Raw genomic sequence first — 21022 nt, forward strand, 5'->3', positions numbered from 1 at the left:
CTTAACATTCTGACCCTACTTGACCATAATTAAAATATTGAGTACAACGTACGCTTATTTTAGGAGAATTCGATAATAAATATATGAAAAAATCTTTTTCGATGAAAATTTTATATTTGTGTATGTCTTTTTTAATTCTTGCGGGATGTACAAATAAAGGAAAAAAGCAGCTTACTGCCGAAATCGAATTTTGGAGTTTTCCCAATTTTACGTCTGAAACAGGAGAAGGCGGCGGTTTTGAAAAAAGTCTTATAGAGGCATTTCAAAAAGAATACCCCGGCATTAAGGTTAATTTTACGCTTATAAGCTTTGCAGATGGTGAGGCAAAAATCGAAGCTGCCATAGCTGAAGGCAAGGCTCCTGATATCATTTATGACGCACCCGGCCGTATTCTTGCTTGGGCAGACAGAGGTTTATTGGAACCATTGGATGATGTTCTTGCAACCGAAAAGCCTTATATTACCACAGGACTTTTGGAAATCTCGGCCGGTAAAGACAGGCGTTCGTACATGTATCCCATGCACGGAGGCCCTTTTTCTATGGCTTTTAATAAAGAGATGCTTGAAGATTTGGGGCTTATAGATCTTTTACCCTACAAACGCTTAGATCGGTGCTGGACTGTAGCCGAATATGAAACTCTTCTTAAATCTTTAAAAGAAAAACTGCCTAAAGGAAAAACTCCGGGTGTCTTCTATTATAAGACTATGGGCGGTGATCAAGGAACAAGAGCTTTTTTGGTAAACCTTTTCGGAAATGCCAATCTTTTAAATGAAGACTATTCAAAATATATTTTTAATTCTCCTCAAGCCGTAAAAAATTTGAAGTGGACTATTGATGCAATGAAAGAAGGTCTTTTGCTTGATGGTGCAGAGCTTACTTCCAATGATGCAATTTCTATGTTTGCAGAGTCAAAGGCAGTTCACACTATTTTATATTCACCGCAGCTTAATAAAATGTATAACGGAAAACGAAAGTATAAGGGCAAAGATTTTACTCCGATTTATATGCCTTTCCCGAATGATTCTTCTGCACCTTTACTGGAATTTTTAGCAGGCGGAGCATGTGTGTTTAAAAGTTCCGATAAACAGAAAATAGAAGCGGCAAAACTGTTTTTAAAATTTGCCGCAACTGATGAGGTTTGGGCCTATAAACTCGTAAAAGCTACGGGAGGATTTCCGGCTACATCTAAAATTCAAATTGAAACTTCCGATGACGAAATATTATATAATTCCGTTCTTCAAAAATTTTTCGGCCAATATTATAATAATATAACCGGATTTTCTAAAATGCGTGAGTACTGGAATAAGGCATTAAAAGAAGCTTCATCGGGTAAAGATATTCAAAATGTTCTTAACTCTTTTGTAAAAGATGCAGACCGCACATTGGGAGAATAAAAATTATGAAACAAGAAAACAAAAATATTGATAAACAATTTAAATTATTTTCAATAAAAAATAAAATGATATCGGTTTTTATATTTTTTGCAGTGTCTCTTTTGACGGTGATATGTATAATCTCGGTATACCTTGCTTCTTTTTTTCTTATGCGTAATACCGAATATTTTATCAAAGAATTGGCTGAAGGTTCTTCCAAAGTTTTAAATGAGAGGGCCGATTCAATATTTAAAAAACTGGATACATTTTCAAATATGCCGATTATTCAAGATGACTCTGTTCCTTATTCCGAGAAAATTAATTTGTTTAAAAATGAAATTCAAATGCTAAAACAAAGCGGGTGGATTAGTTTCGGAATAAGCGGTCTTGACGGCGTCTTGTATAACACGGACGGTAAAACTGAAAAGATAAACAATACCGAGTGGTTTAAATCTGTCATAAAGGGAAAATATGTGATTACGGAACCTGAAATGTCTTTAACAAAAAGAAAGTATGTTTCCATACTTGCAATTCCCTTACGCGATTTACAGGGAAAAATTGTGGGCGCTATTAATGCTTCGATTCTAGGCGATTCTTTATCGAATTTAATAAGCGATATAATTGTCGGTGAAACGGGACAGGCTTATCTTATAAGCCCCTCCGGAATTATTTTGGGAAGCCGCAGACCGGAAATTTTATATAAAAACTTTTTTTCCGAAATATTAAATTCGGAGAAAACGGATTTTTCAATATTTTTAAAAGATGCTCTAGAGTCAAAAAAATCGTCTGTGCAAGTTTCTAAAATAAACGGCGTAAAACATATTTCAGCTTTGTCTACAATGAGATATTCGGGATGGAAATTATTGATAACGGCTCCTTCTTCCGAATTTATTTCGGAGAATGTATCTAACCTGCTAAATATTTTTCTCATTGTTGTTTTGTGCGGTATTGTTATTGCGGTACTCATAGGATTTTTTACTGCAAACAATATTGTTAAACCGATTAATAAAGTAATTGAAGTTCTTAAAAATATTTCGCAAGGCGAGGGTGATTTAACTGTAAGACTGCCTTTAATCGGTAATAATGAAATTACCAAGCTGTCTGAATATTTTAATAGAACAATTGAAAAAATAGGAAATTCAATTCAGTCTGTAGGAGTTAACAGCCGCTCAATGGCGGAAATCGGATCGGGCCTAGCTCTAAATATGAATCGAACAGCAGATTCCGTTCATGAAATTACTGAAAATATTAACGGCGTAAAACAGCAGGCTTTGACGCAGGCTACAAGTGTTACGGAAATGGCTGCAACAATTGAACAGATAATCAAAAATATTAAACAGCTAAATGCTTCAATTGAAAATCAAGCTGAAAGCGTTTCGCGCTCGTCAGCTTCAATAGAACAGATGACTGCAAATATTGCTTCCATAACTCAAACATTGGAAAAAACCGATGAGCTTATTAAAACTCTTGCCGAATCGACTGAAGACGGAAAAGAAATTGTTTCTAAATCAAATAGAGTAACTCAAAAAATTGCAGAAGAATCGGGCGGCCTTTTGGAGGCAAGCAGTGTTATTCAGCATATTGCAAGTCAAACAAATCTTTTGGCTATGAATGCAGCTATTGAAGCAGCTCATGCAGGAGAAGCCGGAAAAGGATTTGCCGTAGTTGCCGACGAAATCAGAAAATTAGCTGAAGAGTCAAGTGCACAGGGAAAAACAATTACAGCAACGCTTAAAGCCTTAAGCGGCGAAATCGATTCCTTGTCAGTATCTTCTAAAACGGCTGAAGAAAAATTCGGTTTAATTTTTAGTTTTTCCGAACAAGTAAAATCTATGAGTGAATTTTTAACCCGGTCCATGCGTGAGCAGGAAAATGCCGGTGTAGAAATTTTAAATGCCATAAAAAATATTAATTCCGTAACTTTTGAAGTAAGTAACGGTTCGGCTGAAATGTTAAGGGGCGGAGAACAGGTTGCTGAAGAGATGACTAAATTAGACGGCTTAACCCGAAAAATTACATTGAGCATGAATGAGATGGCTTGCAGTGCCGTTCAGATAAGTAATGCCATGAAAGAAGTAAATGAAATTACACAAAAAAATAAAATCAGCATTGAAAATCTTGCATTTGAGGTTAATAAATTTAGAGTATAGGGCACTTTGAAAAATTTACAGTATTTTTTTACTCTTGCCCTTTTAGGCTAATCCGTGCTATAATAATCTTCGAGGTTTTTATGAGCGATATTGAAAGTCAAATGTTAAAGAATGGTCTTATAAAGGTTCCTGTAGACGAAAAAAGTACCGGAAAAGAAAGCCCGTATAGGAAGGTTGCCAAATTTCTTTTTATAATCGGGGCTGAGCAGGCTGCCGACGTTTTGCGCCAGCTTACCAAGGAGCAGATAGACAAGGTTGTAGCAGAACTTGTTACGGTTCAATCTATAGATAAAAAAGAAGCCTATGATATTCTAAACGAATTTAACGATATCTACAATAAAAACAAAAACCTTTTAGGCGGTGTCGATACGGCTAAGACTATTTTAACCGAAGCCTTCGGCGAGGCCAAAGCCGAACAGATTCTTGAAACTGCCGTGCCTCCTAAAATGCCCGTACCTTTTGAGTATCTTGAAGGTATGGATAAGGATCGCCTGACGAGGATATTACAAGGCGAGCTTCCGGCTACAAAGGCCATAGTTCTTTCTCAGTTGCAGCCTAAACAGGCTGCTGCCTATATAAGCTCCATCGAAGATGGAGACGAAAAAAAAGACATCATCTTACGTCTTGCAAAACTTAAAAAAATAGATGCTGAAGTTCTTACTCAGGTAAGTGAGGCCTTAAAAAAGAAACTTGCCGATGTAAATTTAAACCGCACAAGCTCGGTTGACGGTGTTTCCGTATTGGCCGATATTTTGCGTAAACTGGATTATGAGACCGGCTCGAGTATCTTGGATTCTCTTGATCTTGAAGATGAAAATTTGACCGAAACTATAAAACGAAAACTTGTTACCCTTGATGATGTTATAAATATGAATCCAAAGCACATTCAATATCTAATCTCTCCTATGACCGATAAGGAATTGGCTTTTTTGATACATAATCAAAGTGAAGAATTCAGAAAGGTAATCTTGGCGAATATGTCTAAAAGCCGTGCTGCCTTGGTTCTCGATGAAGAACAGTACATGGGCCCTGTTTTAAAGCGAGACCTAAATAATACCGTTGACCACTTTTTAGCCCGAGTGAAAAATGAAGCAGAGCGGGGAAGAGTTATTATAGTAAAAGATGAAGACGATAAATTTGTGTATTAGGTATCTAAAAATTCCAGACTTGCCGGTTCTGTATTTTTATGCTATAATTAGTTTATGCAAACAGAAAATACGGCTTATTTAAGTAATGAAGACTCTTATACAATATTATCTTTTGGTGATGAGCGATTAAAGTTTATAGCACCTTATTCATTGGAGAGATATGGAAATGTTGTTAGTTGGGATAAGGGCTATCTTGTCGTTTCTGCTAAATATGCTCATAATTCTGAGTTTGAAGAAGAATATATTGATTTAATTCCTATATTAGAAAATCTGTATATTGATACCGAAAAATTTTTATCATCAATTCAAAAAGTGGAGGTAAGATATGCCTGATTTATATAGGATTGCCGATGAAGCCGATGTAATTGCTAATGGTTTTGCTTTTAAAAAGATTCCTGAAGGAATACGAGTTTTTAATTTAAATAACGGGTATGGTGCTGCAGTTTTTAAGCAAGACGGAACATTAATTGAAACTAATATGGACGATATTGAAATAATTGTTTCAAAAAAATATTTAAAAAGTTGTTTAAAGTATATGGAAGATTAAGATGCCTAAATATTTTTCTTTTAAAGTTGCCGGATATTATTTATATTTTACTTCTAAATGTATTATTGAAGCCTTTCATGTTTATGCAAGTGATTCAAAATTGACAGAAAAAAGTTCGGCGAAATTTTTTGTTAAAAGTGACGGCGATACAATAATTCAGAATCGAGGAGTCCTCAATGATAAAGACCTAAGAAAAATACAGGATTTTATCAAAGAGCGGTATATTGAAATGTATGAAAAATGGTGTGAGTATAGTCATGAGAGTTTTTACACTGGAAAATAGGTTTTAATAAAATTCTACTTCTATGATTCTTTCCCCCGATTGAATAAAATAAAAATTTATGTAAAATAATGGATGGAGAAAATTATGATAACCGGAAAACGTTTTAAATTTATTCTATTGACTTTTATTTTTGCTGCAGGCCTTTTTGCACAAGATAAACCTGATGCTTTAAAGCTTTACAGGCAGGGCCGAAGCCTTGATTCCATAGGAAGGCGCGAAGATGCCGGAACCGCTTATCTGTCCGCCATAGAAATTTGCCGTAACGAATTAAAGGTAAATTCTAAGAATATGGATTCTTATGCCGTATACACATGGTGCCTTTTTCGATTGGGCCGATATAAGGACACCGAACTGGTATGTAGTGATGCCTTAAAAATCGGGAGGGATGCACGAATTATCGAAACTTTGGCCGAGGCTCAGTTTTTCCTTGGAAATTATAAAGACTCTTTGCGGAATATGGAAATGTATATAGAGATGGCTCCCAACGGTGAGCGCATAAGCGTTGCCCACTTTTTTGTCGGAGAGATTTACCGAAATACAAAAAAATATCACAAGGCCGATATCGCTTATTCCATTTCAGTGCACTTGGAGCCTTCCAATTCTCTTTGGTGGTATAGGCTTGGAATTGTCCGTGAAGCGGCCGGTGAAAAAGAAGGTGCGATTGCAGCCTATCAAACGGCAGTAAAACTCCGCCCCGAGTTTAAGGAAGCAGCCGAAGCCCTCAAACGGGTAAAGATTTAAATGCCTCAGCCTCTAATAGATTCCTTACAAAATTCTATCCGCTCATGGAAGGACATGAAAAATGCCTTCGATGAGATAGATGAAAATTCTTATCCCTACAACATTACAGGAATTTCCGGAGGCCTTTTCGGATTTTTTTTAACGGAATATTTGTACAAAACCCGTAAGCCTGTCCTCGTGGTAGTTCCGACTGAAAAGGAAGCGGAAGCCGTAAGAGCCGACTTGGATTTCTCCGGAATAGAAAATTTTGTATTGCCTTGGTGGGGTTCTCTTGCCTATAGGCCTATTTCGCCGACGGCACCTGTGTTTTCCGAACGAGCCGAAGTGCTGATCCGCCTGCTTGAATCCGGGAATGAATCTTATACAAAAAACAAACCTCCCGTTTTTATCACCTGCCAGCGTTCTTTTTTAACTCCGGTTCCTCCGGCAGATTATTTAAAACAAAATAAGGTAGAAATTGCTGCAGGTTCAAGTCTTGATATTTTAAGCCTTGCAGAGCTTTTAAGTCTTTGGGGTTATATAAGAGTTCCGCGTGTAAGCGTGAGAGGTGAGTTTGCCTTGCGGGGAGAGGTCTTGGATATCTGCCTTGCTTCCAATTCGGGTTCGGAAAAAACGGCTTACCGAATCCAATTTGATTTTGATAAGGTAGAAAAAATAAAGAGCTTTGATATAGTAAGCCAAGGTTCTTTAGAGGAATATAAAAAAATTAACTTCTATCCCGTAAAGGAAGTAATTTGGAATGATGAGCGTATTGACTGCTTGGAAAAAAAATTAAAAACCTATTCGGAATTTTCTGAAAGTATTTTAAAAATTATTGATGCCTTAAAAGAATATAAAACATTTGAAGGAGAAGAAATTTTTTATCCTCTTGCGTTTCAAAAATCTTCTTCCGTTTTAGAATATGCGGAATTAAATAAGATTCCTGTTTTTTATTCGGACTATGACAGACAAAAAAATTCTTCGGAAATTTTACTTAGAGAATATATGGGGCTTTATAAAAAAACAAAAACTCAGTTTGACGAAAACGAAAAACGAAAAGCCCTTATTTCGGAATATCCCGAACCTCAACGCATCTTACTTCAATTTGAAAGCAATGTACAAAAATATAATAAGTCTATTTATTTTAGAACCTTAGCCGAGCAAGAAGATAAAAATAAAACTCTTAAATTTAAAACCGATCCTCCCCGCAGTTTTTTCGGGAACATAGTCTATTTACGCGAAGAATTAAATAATCTTTTAAATGATGATTGGTCTATCTTCGTATTTGCCGAAAGCGATAATCAAGCTCTCCGTATCGAAGAGATTCTGCACGAAGACAGAATAAAAATTTTACCTTATAACCTTTCAGGCGGCTTCGGTATTCCTGATCTAAAAATTTTGGTAATCCACGAAAACGAGATTTTCGGCCGCCGCCGAAGAATTCCAAAATCGGTAAAGACTGCAAAGAGTTCGGTTATCGATACATTTATCGAATTAAATCCGGGAGACTATGTTGTTCATGTAAATTACGGCATAGGAAAATTCCGCGGTATCGAACGCGTTAAAATTTTAGATACGGAAAGAGATTATATAAATCTTTTATATGCAAATGATGAAACCGTTTTTATTCCGATTGAGCAGGCCGACCTTGTTCAGCGTTATATAGGAAACGAAGGAGAGGCTCCTCATCTCGATATCCTCGGCTCAAAGTCTTGGGAGAACAGAAAGAACAAGGTAAAAAAATCGGTTGAAGATATAGCCGCAAAACTCATCGACCTTTATTCTAAAAGAAAGGCGAGCACGGGCTTTGCTTTTCAAAAAGATGATGAATGGCAAACAGCTTTTGAAGCGGCTTTTCCTTATGAAGAAACCGATGACCAGCTTACCTGCATTGCTGAGGTAAAAGAGGACATGGAAAAGCCTGTTCCTATGGATAGGCTTATCTGCGGAGATGTGGGTTACGGTAAAACCGAAGTTGCAATGCGGGCCGCCTTTAAGGCCGTGATGAGCGGTAAGCAGGTTGCCTTTTTGTCGCCTACAACTATTTTGACCGAGCAGCATTTTGAAACATTGGACAAGAGGTTTAAAAACTTCCCTGTAAAGTTAGCCCGTCTTTCCCGCTTTGTTCCAAAGGGTGAACAAAAAAAAGTTTTGGAAAAATTAAAAAAAGGCGAAGTGGATATTTTAATCGGAACTCACCGCATAATTCAAAAAGATGTTGTCTTTAAGGATTTGGGTTTGATGATTGTCGATGAAGAACAACGCTTCGGTGTTAAGGATAAGGAAAGATTAAAACAGATGAAGCACAATGTGGACTGTCTTTCCCTTTCTGCAACTCCTATTCCGCGAACCCTTCACATGTCGCTTTTAAAAATAAGGGACATGAGCGTAATCGCAACTCCTCCTCAAAACAGAAAACCTGTTGAAACTGTTATCGCCGAGTTCAATGCGGAAAAAGTTGCCGAAGTTATAAGACGGGAATCGGAGAGAGGCGGGCAGGTTTTTTATCTTCATAACAGGGTTGAAAGTTTGGATGAAACTCTTTTTATGCTTCAATCCCTTTTGCCCGAGATTATGATTGAAACGGCACACGGCCAAATGTCTCCTAACCAACTGGAAGAAATTTTTGAGCGCTTTAGTTTGGGCGGCTTTCAGGTTTTAATTGCGACCACCATTATCGAAAACGGCATTGACATTCCGAATGCCAATACCATCATCATAGACCGAGCCGATATGTACGGCGTTTCCCAGCTTTATCAGTTGAGGGGAAGGGTAGGCCGCTCCGACAAAAAAGCCTATGCCTATCTGTTGTATCCCGACGATAAGGCTCTTTCCGAAATTGCTATGAAGCGATTGCAAGTTATTTCAGACTTTACCGAGCTCGGTTCCGGTTTTAAGATTGCGATGAAGGATATGGAAATAAGAGGAGCCGGAAATCTTTTGGGCAGGGAACAATCGGGAGATATTTATTCCGTCGGCTTTGATTTATATTTGCGCCTTTTGGACGAGGCTGTTCAAAAACTTCAAAACCAAGATTATGAGCCTGTTCAAGAATCCGTTATCGAGCTTGAGTATTCGGGCTTTATACCCGATTCCTATATTTCAAGTCCCGAAACCAAAATGGAAGTTTATAAAAAAATTGCAGCCGTTAAGGTGCAAGGAGACCTCGACAGAGTCTACTCCGAAATTCTTGACCGCTTCGGCCCTGCCCCCTCCGAAGTGGAAAGCCTTTTGGCTCTTTCCGAAATAAAAATTATCTGCAATCATCTTTCGATTGCAAGCCTAAAAGAAAGAAAGGCTGCCGTCCGCATCGAGTTTGCCCGTGTATCAAAAATCTCGGTGGATAAACTTTTACGCATGATAAAAGAATCCGCAGGCCGTGTAAGTCTTGACCCAAAAGCCCCGAATGTCCTCATCCTCCAAACCGGCAAAATCGGCTTAAAAGAAAAAAGCGAATTCATCCGCGAAAAACTCGGCAGCTTGATGTAGGAATTTCTCTTGCAAAATTTAAACAAATATGATACTATAAATTATGGTGAAGAGAATTTGGGTATCTTTTAAAGAATTTATTTACTCCCAAGACCTGATAAAGAAATCAAGGTATTTAGCCTGTTTTTTTTGTTTTATTATGTTAAACATCATTCTATTTATGTATTTTAAAATTCTTCCAAGTAATAGCATAATTTTTATATCAAACATACTTATTTTTTTTATATTTTTGTTTTTAATACTTAAACCAAGATACAGTCTATTATGGTCATTAATTGCCTGTATTGCTTTTTTTGTCAATATATTTGTTGGAGGAAATGTTCTGGGGTTGCTTTTCTATTGTGTAAGCCTATTAATTTTATGGCGGTGTAATTTTTTTAAAAATCATACTATTTTTAAATTAACTTTTGTTTTATTTTTTTTTATTTTTGCCTTTATTTGCCAATATATAAATTTTGGAATAGAGTTATTAAAAGTAAGCCTTTTTAATATTTCCGTAGTCTTAATACTCATAGCCGCCAGTTTAGTTTTTTTTGCTCATGATTTAAGAAAATATTACACTAAAAAAAATATTTTTAATATCTCTCAACTGAATTTAACAGTCCGTCAGACTAAGTGTTTTATCTTAGCTTCCATGCAATTATCCTTTAAGGAAATTGGTGAACGACTCTGTGTTTCTGAATCCGTTATAAAAAAGGAAATGACCAGAATATATCAAACTCTTAATATAAACAACTATGCCGATTTCCTTATTTTTGTCGAAAAGTACGAAATAGTTGAGTAACAAATAAGAGCTTTATCGGAACCAAAGTTCTTTTTTATGGAACTTTGGTTCTTTGCTATTTTTCCATTGACAGATAAAAAAAAATCTCACATACTGTTTTTAGTATGGAGGTTTTTATATGAAAAAGAGATATTTTTACTTTTTTATTTTGATTGTTGGTCTAATTGCGGCATGTAGAAATGAGGTGAATAATCCAGGCAAACCCGCTTTGTTTGAAGAGAATCCTGTAACTATCAAATGAAATTCTAAAAAAGGTTCCTCAATTGATAGTTTTCAGGCAAATGTACAGATTCATACTATGAATAACCGTACAGATACATATGCAAAGCTTCAAGAAACTTATCGTTTATCGATCAAAACGATTGGGCAAAGAATTCTTACACGGATTGATTTTCCGGCAGAGGAAAAATACGATATCTCGGCTAGATCAATAATTACCGATGGAAAAGAAGTAATATTTTTTGATCCCAAAACTGAAGTTATCGAAAATAGGCTAATGCTAAAAGATGATATTGATTCGAGCCTACATTTTTTAAAGCCGGAAACTGCTTTAAGCAGGGTAAATTTAAAGTTTATTCGTTCTGAAGCTTCCCGTTTGGCATTGGATATGCAAGAAGATACGGAAAACGGCTTATTTGTTTTAAATTTACCTCCCGCTCTTTTATCGAAAAATAATTATGAAAAGCTGCTATCATCCCGTATTTGTTTTGATATGAATAACGAAATTCTTCAAGAAGTGGAAAATGTATATATTCAGGAGGATGGAACTAAAATAACAAGCAAAACAAATATTGTATACGAAGAAAAAGACGGTGTTCCGGTAAAAGTAGGAAGTTTTACCGAAATAGATGTTCAAAATCCTAATAAAATAGAAGTTGTCTCAGAAGGTACCGTTATTTATGATAGTGCGGATGATGTACCTGAAATTACTGCCGAAAAACTTGCCGAATTGCAGCAAAATGGAGTGGTAAGTGAGAAAAAAGATATGATTTTTGGTGATCCGGGTGATTTAAGCTATAAAGAAACGGTTATAGAATTGTATGAAGATATTAAAATAAATGAGGCAGATGACTCATTATTTAAACTTTTATTATAAAATTAACGTGAGGAGAAATAAAATGAAAAAAATAATGATTACTTTGTTTTTTAGTTTTTGTATTTTAGGTGCTTTTTCGGAAGAAAGTAAATCAAAATCAAAGGCAAGCGAATTTAATAATTTAGACAGCGGTATAAAAACCTACAAATTTGAAGGCTTTCAATTTTTGAACTACCAGCCTTCTTCGTATGGTCTTCAAGATATTATCAATGATGAATACGGCTTCATCAAAGAAAATAACAATAATGAAAAATTTGCAATTGCAGGTCACAGTCAAGGCGGTTTGCCTGCCGTAAATGCCAAAATAAGAAGAGATGTAGAGATTATTCATGGTGGCTGTATCAGTGTTTTAGCTATACCAATCGCTAGTGGTTTAATTCTTAACTTTGGAGAGGTTTTTGGATTTTTAACTGAAGGAAATATCCTCGATAGAATTTGGAATTTTGTCAACGATAAAATATTACCGAATGACGGTATTATGGCTTGGCTTAAACCTTGTTTAAAGGCTATTTCTCCGGCAGCATCGGATGAAATATTGAACGGTATGGGCGAAATTCGTGACATGATTCCACAAAGCAACTTTATAAGGAAATATGTTTTAGAGAGTAATGCTTATACATATAAGGTTCAAACAGGAACTGAAAGGCTCCTTAGATGGACTAGAGTAACAAACCGTTGGGGCTGGCAATATTGGGTACTGCGTTGGCATTACACTCCTGTTTACAGTTGGTATACAGCATATAATCATGTTTCAAAACTTCCTAATGAAATACCTGTGGGCTATATTGTAGGACTAAAAAATAACACTCTAGATATGCTGCCCGACTCTGCAAATATTAGGGAAAAAATTGATGCTTTCGGTCATGGTATGGATTTTGTCAGAAAAATCCATATTGCAAAATGCTGCTTTATTTGGGGATTATTTAGCGGAAGCCCCAGATATGCCCGCCAGTGTGCGGCTGCCCGAGACTACTGCTATAACATCGATAGTAATATAAATAAACTCCTAGGCTCTGATGAACATGACTGTTTGGTGGCAAAAGAAAGTCAATTTATACCTAAAACTATCCATCCAAAATCTATCGATATTGAAGGGAAACCCTATGTTACCTTTGATTATAACCATGCTGAAATTTTTTATAAAGATTCAGGAAAGCCTCCTGAAGATGTAAAAAGAATGATAGAGACAATGATTAAAACAGGTACAAAAAAAAGATAATAAAAAATTTATGGTGGGCTTTTATTTTAAACTCGCCATAAATTTTAAGGAGAAAAACTTATGAAAAAACTGTCTATAGTGTGTGTATTGATGTTTATTACGGTAATTTTTACCTCCTGCGATTTATTGTTCGGCGGTAAAAGAAAGCCCATAGAAGAAAACAACGAACCTGTATATAAGCCCGATTATGCATGGCAATTACAGCTGGACGGTAAACAGCTTAGTTCTCAGGCTTATACCGAGGGTAAATATTTTTATTTATTGGAATTTATTGCCGAAGTAAATAATGAAGGGAAAAGAATACAAGAAAAGATAAGACTTGTTAAGATAGATATGGAAAGCGGCACTTATGTGTGGAAGTCTTCAAAAGTATTTAAGGATAAATATGTAAATTTTTCTTTTTCTAATATTGTCAAGATAGAAGACAGATTATATTATATGCGCCCTACGGTATAGTCTATTGCCATTCGGATTTAACGGGAGATGTGCTGGCTGCTGTACGAATAGGCAAAACCGAAAAAGAAGCTATTTTTAATAGCTGTCTTTATGATATAGTTACCGATGGTATAGACATTTATTGGTCAACCAGAGGTAACAGCGACCTTATGTTTAGACCATTTGTTAAATTAGAGGTTTCAAAAATAGATTATACTCATAGCAGTGAAATACAAACGATTATACCCGAATCAATATATGTAAGAGAAAATTATAAAGAATGTACTGTTTTGACAGCTCCGATAATCGAAAACCGTATTTTATATTTTATAACAATGAATACATATACGCCCATAGATAAAGGAAAGTGTATTCTTGTAGCTATAGATTTAACTACAAAGACCGTGTTATGGGAAACGGAGATTGAAAAACTTTGCGGTTCGGTTGCCAATTCCCTGTATGTCCATGACGATATTTTATATATTTTGGACAGCAGTCTTTTAAAAGTAAACAAAAATACGGGAAAGATACTTTTCAGATATGATGAAGAAGAAGGACCTGTTTTTACAAAGCCCCTAATAACACCTTCAGAGTATATATGCGGTATTCAGTATCATGAGGGAAAATTTTATTATACCACTGTTGCATCAAGGGATGCTCATTTACAGATAAACATAGCAAAAGAGCATGTATATTCACTTGTCTGTGTAAATGCGGAAGATTTTAGATTGGAATGGGGTTTTCATCCTGTGGGAGGAACAAGCAGTACTTTTCCTATTATTGCAAATGACAGGGCATATATTGTAACCCATTTAGACGGATTGCGTGTTTTTGACATAAAAACCGGACAACTTATAGGTGTAGATAAAACAGTCTTGGGCTGGGGCGATGAAGTAACTTTTTTATATAAAAATTACTATATCTTTTTTAATACCGACTTTGATACAAATAGGGCTAAACTTTGTGCAATAAGAGTTTAAGAAGATAGGAGAAACACTTATGAAAAAACTGTCTATAGTGTGTGTATTGATGTTTATTATATTAGGATGTAAGCAATTTCAAGACAAATCTAATGAAATCGGTATAAGAGTTTTAATTGAATCAGATAAATCCGATGAAAGTATGGTAAAAGTTTTTTTGGAAGATAAAACAGGTAATGCCGTAACTGCTGCCCGTATTATTTGTATCGATAAATATAATCGTGCAGAGTTTTTGGAATTTGATTCTTCAAAATATTACTATTGGAGAAAAATGTCTCTCCCTGCTTCCGGAAATGTTATAATCCATATTAAAACCAATGCTGCGGCTCAAGAAAACAAATTAACCATTCCTCATGAAAAAATATTAGAAGCGGCTCAATTAATTGTTTTTCAAGATAGTTCAGGCAAGTCTATTTTAAAAGGTGAATCTGTTTCAAATACCGATAATATACAAATTGCTTGGAAGTCGTGCGGCAAAAATTGTATTTATACGGTAGAAGTAAAAAATACCTTTGATACTGTTTATAGCTATGCGACTAATGCGTGTAATATTATAATTCCTGCTAATACACTTAAAAAAAATAATAATTATCGATTGGTTGTAACTGCTCAAAAATATTTTGGAGATCCTTTACTTGAAAAATATAACTATTATTCTGTTTCATCAATACAGACAGGAGGTGTTAATTTTGCTGCGGAATAAACTTTTATTTTTTCTTTTTTGTATTTTATTGATTTCATGCAAAAATAAATACAGTACAGATGATTTTATCTTTCATATTATCTCTCCGATAGAAAACAATGTATACTATGATGATTTACCTGTTGTATTGTCTATTAATAAGGATATTGACTCCGCTTATTGGAAATCCTCTATTAACGGTGATTTAGGTACAGGTTCTCAGATTTCTGTTAACCTTTTACCGGGAAAGCACAAAATAAAAGTAATAGCTATGGGATATGAAAAAGTAATTTCCATAACCGTATTAGAACGTTTTAATAATGATTTGATGGAGACAAAATTCCGCATTCTTAAAACACCCTTTGTTTCTGTGTTTAAACATCAAAAGTATAAAGCTTATATTGCTTCATTAAACGGAAGTGCTGAAAATCTTTTTATTAAAAAGAAAAACTTAAATTATTTTAACTGCAAAGATAAAAATTTGGAAGATGAGGATGGTTTAAAAATATTTAGATGTTATGATAATATTAACTCAGTCTCTCCTATACCGGATGTTCCTATTCTTAGATATTTTAAAAATACAATTGAAAATAAAAACGAAAAAAAATTTTATATTGTTAATACTAAAAATCAGATTGCGGAGCCTCATTATATTTCCTTTAAAAAATATTATAGTTCAGATAATATTGATGTTTGGATTCCAAAAAAAACTTTAACCGATACAGTTTTTTTAGATCTTTGTATCAATGAGGTTGAAAATATTATTTTGGATCGAGTTTTAAAAATTTTTGGAAAAGCTGCCGATATTGATAAAAACGGCAAGATAAGTATTATTTTTACTCAAACTATAAATGATGAAAAAAAAAAGCTTTAGGTTTTTTTAATCCTGCAGATTTCTTTAAAAATAACAAGGATAAAAATTCTGTTTTATATAATCCGTCAAGTAATGAGGCAGATATTATATATGCAGCAATTCCTTCTGGAAATCCTTCCGATAATTATTATTATAAAGCCATAGCAGCAACAATCGGACATGAACTTACTCATGCTGTCAGTTTTACGGCAAAAACATATTCTCGCATAATCGAAGGAAATTTAGGAGCTGGTCGAATGAATGTATTTCTAGATGAAGGATTAAGTCATTTATCTGAAAATTTAATCGGATACGGGTTTAGCGGAGGAAATATAAAATTTTTTAATAAATTCTTAAAAGACACGACCGCTTATTCTTTCTGTAAAAATAGTGCAGCCAGTTTAAGCGATTCTGCAGGGCAGCGGGGAGCGATGACTCTTTTTTTATCATGGTGTTTTTGGAAAAAAGGTGGAATGGATTGGGATGTCGATAATAAAGTAAACCTAATTGATAAAGGTGGTATAAGATTTTTAAAAGAATTAATTAACTCTGAATATACAGGATGGGAAGCAATTGGATATGCTTTTGGTAAACCGACAGACACGCTTTTTTTAGAAATGCTAGATTCTATTATACAAAGCTGCAATAACAAAGAATCTGTTTCTTATAAAAAGGATCTGCTGACTAATGAAGCTGTTGAATTTTTACCTTGTATGGGTGAGATCGATTATAACGGCTTTAAAATTACCATAGCCGAACCTGAACCTAAAATAAAAGAGGGGGATGTTATAAAGTGTTTTTTGCCCTACAGTTTTGCTTTTTTAGATGATGGCTTATTTGAAACCGAAAACATATATAATACTCTTACATTTTATAGTGAAAATTTAGAAGATTCTATTTTGTTGTCTTTAGTAAGATAAACCCGAATATTTTTTTTATCAATATTTTTTTACCCTTTACCTATTAAAATTTATATGTTATTATATATCTTGTGAATTTTATATAAACATTTTTGGAGGAAAATATGAATAAAAAAGTAATAAAAGATCTGTGCTTTCTTTTTATATTGTATATTCTTGTTTTTTTGATAATTTCTTACACCGGTAAATTTCTTTTCAAAAATTTTTATAATTACTATTATACCTTATTCGTTAAATATAATGGAATTTTCGGTAGTTTATTATTTTTACTGTTTATAATCATTTTCTATTTATTTTATTCAAAAGATTTAAAGATAATATTTACTTATAAAAAATTAAATTTCTCTGTTATTATAAAAGGGATGATTTATCTGTCATCAATTACGATGATATATTATATAATATCCTTTATTTTTGATAATTCTTTTCTTTTTAATTTTTTTAAATATTTTAATGATGTTTTAACGGGTAAAAAAAATATTACTGTATATGATATTTTGGTTTTAGAAAAATTGCAAAGACCTCGTTTTGAACCTTTTATGCTTATAAGTACCGTAATCATTGGCCCTATTTTTGAAGAAATATTTTATAGAGGACTTCTGTATAATAAATTAAAAGAAATAAGCAATGTATTTATTGCTGTATTTATTTCTTCAATATTTTTTGCTTTTTTACATATACCAGGTTATGGATTTAATATAAAAATGTTTTCTCTTGTGCTTGACGGAATTTTATTGACTTATTGTTATGAAAAAACAGATAATATTTATGTTCCTATTCTTGTTCATTCAATTAATAATTTTTTTATATTTTTATTTCAGTATGTATATTTTTATTTTTTAATAATTATTTATTTTATAATTTTTATTATGGCTCTCATAATCCTGATAATTGATGTTATTAAATATGTAAAGGTGCGAAAAACTTTTAATGAAGTAAAAACCGATACTTTAGCCGAATACTAATTCTTTATTGATAAAATGTAACCGAATGTTCTCAAAACAATCTCTACACCTGAATCCCTAGCTCATCTATATCCAAGCCGGATTTTTGTTCAAAGTATTTTTTTAGTTCGATGTGTTTGTTCCATTTGTCTTGGGGATAATAGCCGTGGCGTTTTTTTACATCGCTCATTCTCTCTTCTATTTTTGCAGAGCCTTGAGGGAGAGCAATGCTGTCGCATAGCTGAATGAGTCTGTCGTAATCGTCATATTCGTATTCGTCGATAAGGTTTTTTATTTTTTTATATGCTTCAGAGCTGACATCGTTTTTGCCGATGTAGGTTTCTATTTTTTTTATAGAAAAAGAATGAGTTATACATACTCGGGCAGCCTCATCATAGCCTAATTTCATAAGATACTCATAACCGTCTATTACATGGGCTAGACCTGTTATACCTTCCCTCCGTCCTATATCGTGAAGAAGTCCCAAGATGTAGGCCTTGACAGGATCCAAGTCCTTACAGGTTGAGGCAATTTTTTGCGCACACTTGGCTGCAACAATGGAGTGTTCTCTCCAAGGGCCGGGATTTTTTAAATAAGCTTCTTCAAGTAATCTTTCTGCTTCTTCTTTAGAAGGTAACATTTTTTATCCTTAAAATAAAACCGCCTAACCCTTAATAAAGGCTAGGGCGGTTTTTTCTCATTTTATTTTCCCGAAATTGTAATGCCTGTAGAATGCATCCACGGAACTATTGCGTTTCCGTAGTCTACTTTTTCTTTTGAAACGGAAATTATATCGCTGAACATCTTTACGATGTTTCCTGCTATCATCGTTTCGGAAAGAGGTTTTGTAATTTCGCCGTTTTCGATGAGGTAGGAATTTTTTGCAACGCCCGAAAAGTCTCCGTTTGCGGCAGGGTTTCCGCCTGAAAAACGGCCGAGCAAAATTCCCTTTTTGACGTTCTTAATCATATCGGCCTTTGCCGTATTTCCGCTTTCGATGATTAAGCCTTCTCCTCCAGAAACACAGCGCGGAAGGCCTGTTTTTTTAGAACCGTAAAGCCCTAAAACAAAGTCTTTTAAAACGCCCTTTTCGATGAGTGTTTTGTTTTCGGCCTTAAAGCCGTCTCCCGTGTAAAGGCTTTCAAGTTCAGTGCCCGCCGGCTTTCGGGGAAACGAATGGAGGGTAAATAAATCCGATAGTACTTTTTGGTTTAATTTATCCTTCCAAATAGATGTGCCTGTAATGAGGGGCATATCTCCCATAAAAAGCCCCAGCATAGTACCTGCAAAATCTATCATACTCATAGGAGTTATAACTATATCCCCTGTAAAGGAACCTGAAAGAGGTGAGGTAACCGTTTGACCGCAGTTTTCCCTCATAATCTCATCGAGGTTTCCCCAGTCCTTTAAGGGCTTATCCAAGTTAAGGTGAGCGGCTCCGCTATAGTTAAAGCTGCTCGTACCCTTGCCGTCTTTTGCAAAGAACATTGCCGTAAAATTGTATATGCCTGAGCTTTGTGTAAAGCGCACTCCGTTTGAGTTTGCAAAGTTTTGTTCGCTTCGTGTAAAGTCCAAAACACATTGATTTAATTGTAAGGTAGGGTAGGCCGATTTTGTATAATCCAAAAATTCTTTTAGCCTCTCATACATTTTTTCGTTATTGGGTTCCGTATCGCCGTAGGAAAGAGTTTCTCCCTTTTGCATAGGTGAAATATCGTTCCCATCATCCTTTTCGGAAGAACGAGAAAGAGAAACAGCCTTTGCTGCATTTTCTTTTAATGTCTTTTCGCTTAAATCGTTTCCTGCAATATAGCCCTTTTTGGTTTCTACAAGGGAGGTCATCGAAACGGAAATATCCGTCGTGCTCCTGTAAAGGCTTAAACGGCCCGCATCAATATTCATTTCGCTTTTTACGCTTTTTGAAACCCTTGCCGTAGCCTTATCGGCGCCCTCTTTTTTAAGGGCATACAAGATAAATTCCGCATGTTTTATTCCGTCAAATCCGCTCATTATTCCCGTCCTCCTACTCCGATTTTACACTTGATTGCGGGGCCGCCCATTCCTACATTGATGAGCTGCTTTTTTCCGCACATGCCGGCATTGCTCCAACTCATATCGTCGCTTACCATTGTTACGGTTTTAAGCATGTCGAAGGCTACTCCCGCTATAGTGCAGTCCTTTACGGCCCTGCCGATTTTTCCATTTTTAATTTCATAACCGAGCACTACGCCGAACATAAATTCGCTTGTAGAGTCAGCCTGCCCATTCGATGAGCGTACAAAATAGTAGCCGTCATCAATGCTCGCTATCATGTCCTTTAGCTTATCCTTTCCGGGGAGAATTGCGGTGTTCCGCATACGCACCAAAGGCTCATCCGAAAACTCATTTGCACGGGCGTTCCCTGTAGGGTCTACCTTGAAGATGGCTGCCGACTGTTTGTTATGCATATAGGATCGTAAGATTCCGTCCTTTATTATAACGGCATCCTTTGCAGCAACTCCCTCATCGTCTATCCAGATAGGAACGGGGCATATTTTGCCCTTACACTCGTAGGCAAAGTCTACGAGTGTAACCAATGGAGTCGCAACTTCCTTATTCATAAAGTCTGCCGCAATGGAACCGGACATTACGAAGTCCGATTCTGTGGTATGTCCTATTGCTTCATGGGCAAGAATACCTGCAAGGTCGGGGCCGAGTACAACATCGTGAATACCGGGCTTGGCATAGACTCCGGCCGCCTTTTGTTTTAGGTTTTCAACCATTTCGTCTATTTTAGAATAGTAAAGATTAGGCTTATCGAAGAGGTTTTTAAATTGACCGTAGCCTCCGAATACATCGTAGAGGCCTATGGGCTGGCCTTCCGAAAGGAGCTTAAAGCTCATCATTAAATTTGCCCTTGAAATATAGGTGTGGGCATCGGCCTTATCCGAGGTAATAAGATGCCTTTCGGTTCCGTTGGCCGAGATGTTAAAAATTCTTGATTGAAGTTCGGGATATTTTTTTGCCGTGTAGTTTTCAAGGTCTTTGATAAAGTCTATAGCTTCCTTTTGATCGGCATCCTTGGAAGGATCGTATTTTCCGTAGGTGCCTTGCCCCGTAAAGGCCGGAAGCTCAGCTTGACCGCTTCCCGTTTTTTTGGCTAAAAACTTAACATTTTCACTTGCCGATTTTATAGATGAGGCTATGGCCTCGTCCGTTTGTTCAGGCGATGAGGCAAAGCCCCATACCCCATCCTTAAAAGAGCGGGCACAAACTCCGGCTTTTCGGGATTGAACATTGTTTACAAGATCACCGTTTAGGGCTGCTACCGACATAGCCGTGTTTTCTTGAACCCTAAGTTCGGTGTACTCCGAAAAAAGCTTCGCATGGCTCTTTAAATCATCAAATCTCATGACATAC

Annotated in this window: 20 protein-coding genes; 17 read left to right on the plus strand and 3 right to left on the minus strand. The window is 35.5% G+C overall.

Annotation, left to right across the window (positions count from 1 at the left end):
* Positions 1–83: 83 nt before the first annotated feature.
* The 17 genes from HGJ18_RS03020 to HGJ18_RS03095 all read left to right on the plus strand — a co-directional run bounded on the left by HGJ18_RS03020 (position 84) and on the right by HGJ18_RS03095 (position 17644).
* Entirely contained in the window at positions 84–1394 is a 1311-nt protein-coding gene (locus HGJ18_RS03020) for an ABC transporter substrate-binding protein (protein WP_253697607.1), read from the plus strand.
* 5 nt (positions 1395–1399) lie between these two features.
* Positions 1400–3523, plus strand: a complete 2124-nt coding sequence (locus tag HGJ18_RS03025; RefSeq protein WP_253697608.1) for a methyl-accepting chemotaxis protein — start codon at positions 1400–1402, stop codon at positions 3521–3523.
* 80 nt (positions 3524–3603) lie between these two features.
* On the plus strand, positions 3604–4671 hold the full coding sequence (locus HGJ18_RS03030) for a flagellar motor switch protein FliG (protein WP_253697609.1): 1068 nt from the start codon (positions 3604–3606) through the stop codon (positions 4669–4671).
* 54 nt (positions 4672–4725) lie between these two features.
* Positions 4726–5004, plus strand: coding sequence for a DUF7724 family protein (locus HGJ18_RS03035; RefSeq protein ID WP_253697610.1), 279 nt, complete (start codon positions 4726–4728; stop codon positions 5002–5004).
* Entirely contained in the window at positions 4997–5218 is a 222-nt protein-coding gene (locus tag HGJ18_RS03040; protein WP_253697611.1) for a DUF7723 family protein, read from the plus strand. The genes HGJ18_RS03035 and HGJ18_RS03040 overlap by 8 nt, the downstream gene beginning before the upstream one ends.
* 1 nt (position 5219) lies before the next feature.
* Positions 5220–5501, plus strand: coding sequence for a DUF4160 domain-containing protein (locus HGJ18_RS03045; RefSeq protein WP_253697612.1), 282 nt, complete (start codon positions 5220–5222; stop codon positions 5499–5501).
* An 84-nt stretch (positions 5502–5585) separates the two neighbouring features.
* The gene (locus HGJ18_RS03050; RefSeq protein ID WP_253697613.1) at positions 5586–6242 is read left to right on the plus strand and encodes a tetratricopeptide repeat protein; all 657 of its coding nucleotides are present in this window, start codon (positions 5586–5588) and stop codon (positions 6240–6242) included.
* A complete protein-coding gene (mfd, locus tag HGJ18_RS03055) occupies positions 6243–9710 on the plus strand; it encodes a transcription-repair coupling factor (protein WP_253697614.1) in 3468 nt (1155 codons plus the stop codon).
* A 902-nt stretch (positions 9711–10612) separates the two neighbouring features.
* On the plus strand, positions 10613–10735 hold the full coding sequence (locus HGJ18_RS12780) for a hypothetical protein (RefSeq protein WP_301338929.1): 123 nt from the start codon (positions 10613–10615) through the stop codon (positions 10733–10735).
* 57 nt (positions 10736–10792) lie between these two features.
* A complete protein-coding gene (locus HGJ18_RS03060) occupies positions 10793–11590 on the plus strand; it encodes a hypothetical protein (protein WP_253697615.1) in 798 nt (265 codons plus the stop codon).
* Between the two features lie 22 nt (positions 11591–11612).
* Entirely contained in the window at positions 11613–12809 is a 1197-nt protein-coding gene (locus HGJ18_RS03065) for a hypothetical protein (protein ID WP_253697616.1), read from the plus strand.
* A gap of 60 nt (positions 12810–12869) precedes the next feature.
* Positions 12870–13265: a hypothetical protein gene (locus HGJ18_RS03070; protein ID WP_253697617.1), complete on the plus strand. Its 396-nt coding sequence runs from the start codon at positions 12870–12872 to the stop codon at positions 13263–13265.
* 29 nt (positions 13266–13294) lie between these two features.
* A complete protein-coding gene (locus HGJ18_RS03075; protein ID WP_253697618.1) occupies positions 13295–14224 on the plus strand; it encodes a PQQ-binding-like beta-propeller repeat protein in 930 nt (309 codons plus the stop codon).
* Between the two features lie 19 nt (positions 14225–14243).
* Complete coding sequence (locus HGJ18_RS03080) at positions 14244–14927, plus strand: hypothetical protein (RefSeq protein ID WP_253697619.1); 684 nt, start codon at positions 14244–14246, stop codon at positions 14925–14927.
* A complete protein-coding gene (locus tag HGJ18_RS03085) occupies positions 14914–15780 on the plus strand; it encodes a hypothetical protein (protein WP_253697620.1) in 867 nt (288 codons plus the stop codon). Before HGJ18_RS03080 ends, HGJ18_RS03085 begins: the two co-directional genes overlap by 14 nt.
* Before the next feature lie 236 nt (positions 15781–16016).
* Positions 16017–16679: a hypothetical protein gene (locus HGJ18_RS03090; protein WP_253697621.1), complete on the plus strand. Its 663-nt coding sequence runs from the start codon at positions 16017–16019 to the stop codon at positions 16677–16679.
* Positions 16680–16783: 104 nt separating this feature from the next.
* On the plus strand, positions 16784–17644 hold the full coding sequence (locus HGJ18_RS03095; RefSeq protein ID WP_253697622.1) for a CPBP family intramembrane glutamic endopeptidase: 861 nt from the start codon (positions 16784–16786) through the stop codon (positions 17642–17644).
* A gap of 43 nt (positions 17645–17687) precedes the next feature.
* Here the strand turns inward: HGJ18_RS03095 and HGJ18_RS03100 are convergent, their stop codons facing one another.
* From HGJ18_RS03100 to HGJ18_RS03110, 3 genes are all read right to left on the minus strand, one after another.
* Entirely contained in the window at positions 17688–18263 is a 576-nt protein-coding gene (locus HGJ18_RS03100) for an HD domain-containing protein (protein ID WP_253697623.1), read from the minus strand.
* 62 nt (positions 18264–18325) lie between these two features.
* Positions 18326–19633: a TldD/PmbA family protein gene (locus HGJ18_RS03105; protein ID WP_253697624.1), complete on the minus strand. Its 1308-nt coding sequence runs from the start codon at positions 19631–19633 to the stop codon at positions 18326–18328.
* Positions 19633–21015, minus strand: a complete 1383-nt coding sequence (locus HGJ18_RS03110; RefSeq protein ID WP_253697625.1) for a TldD/PmbA family protein — start codon at positions 21013–21015, stop codon at positions 19633–19635. The genes HGJ18_RS03105 and HGJ18_RS03110 overlap by 1 nt, the downstream gene beginning before the upstream one ends.
* Positions 21016–21022 lie beyond the last annotated feature (7 nt).

The sequence above is a fragment of the Treponema denticola genome (assembly GCF_024181405.1).
GTDB classification, from domain to species: domain Bacteria; phylum Spirochaetota; class Spirochaetia; order Treponematales; family Treponemataceae; genus Treponema_B; species Treponema_B denticola_D.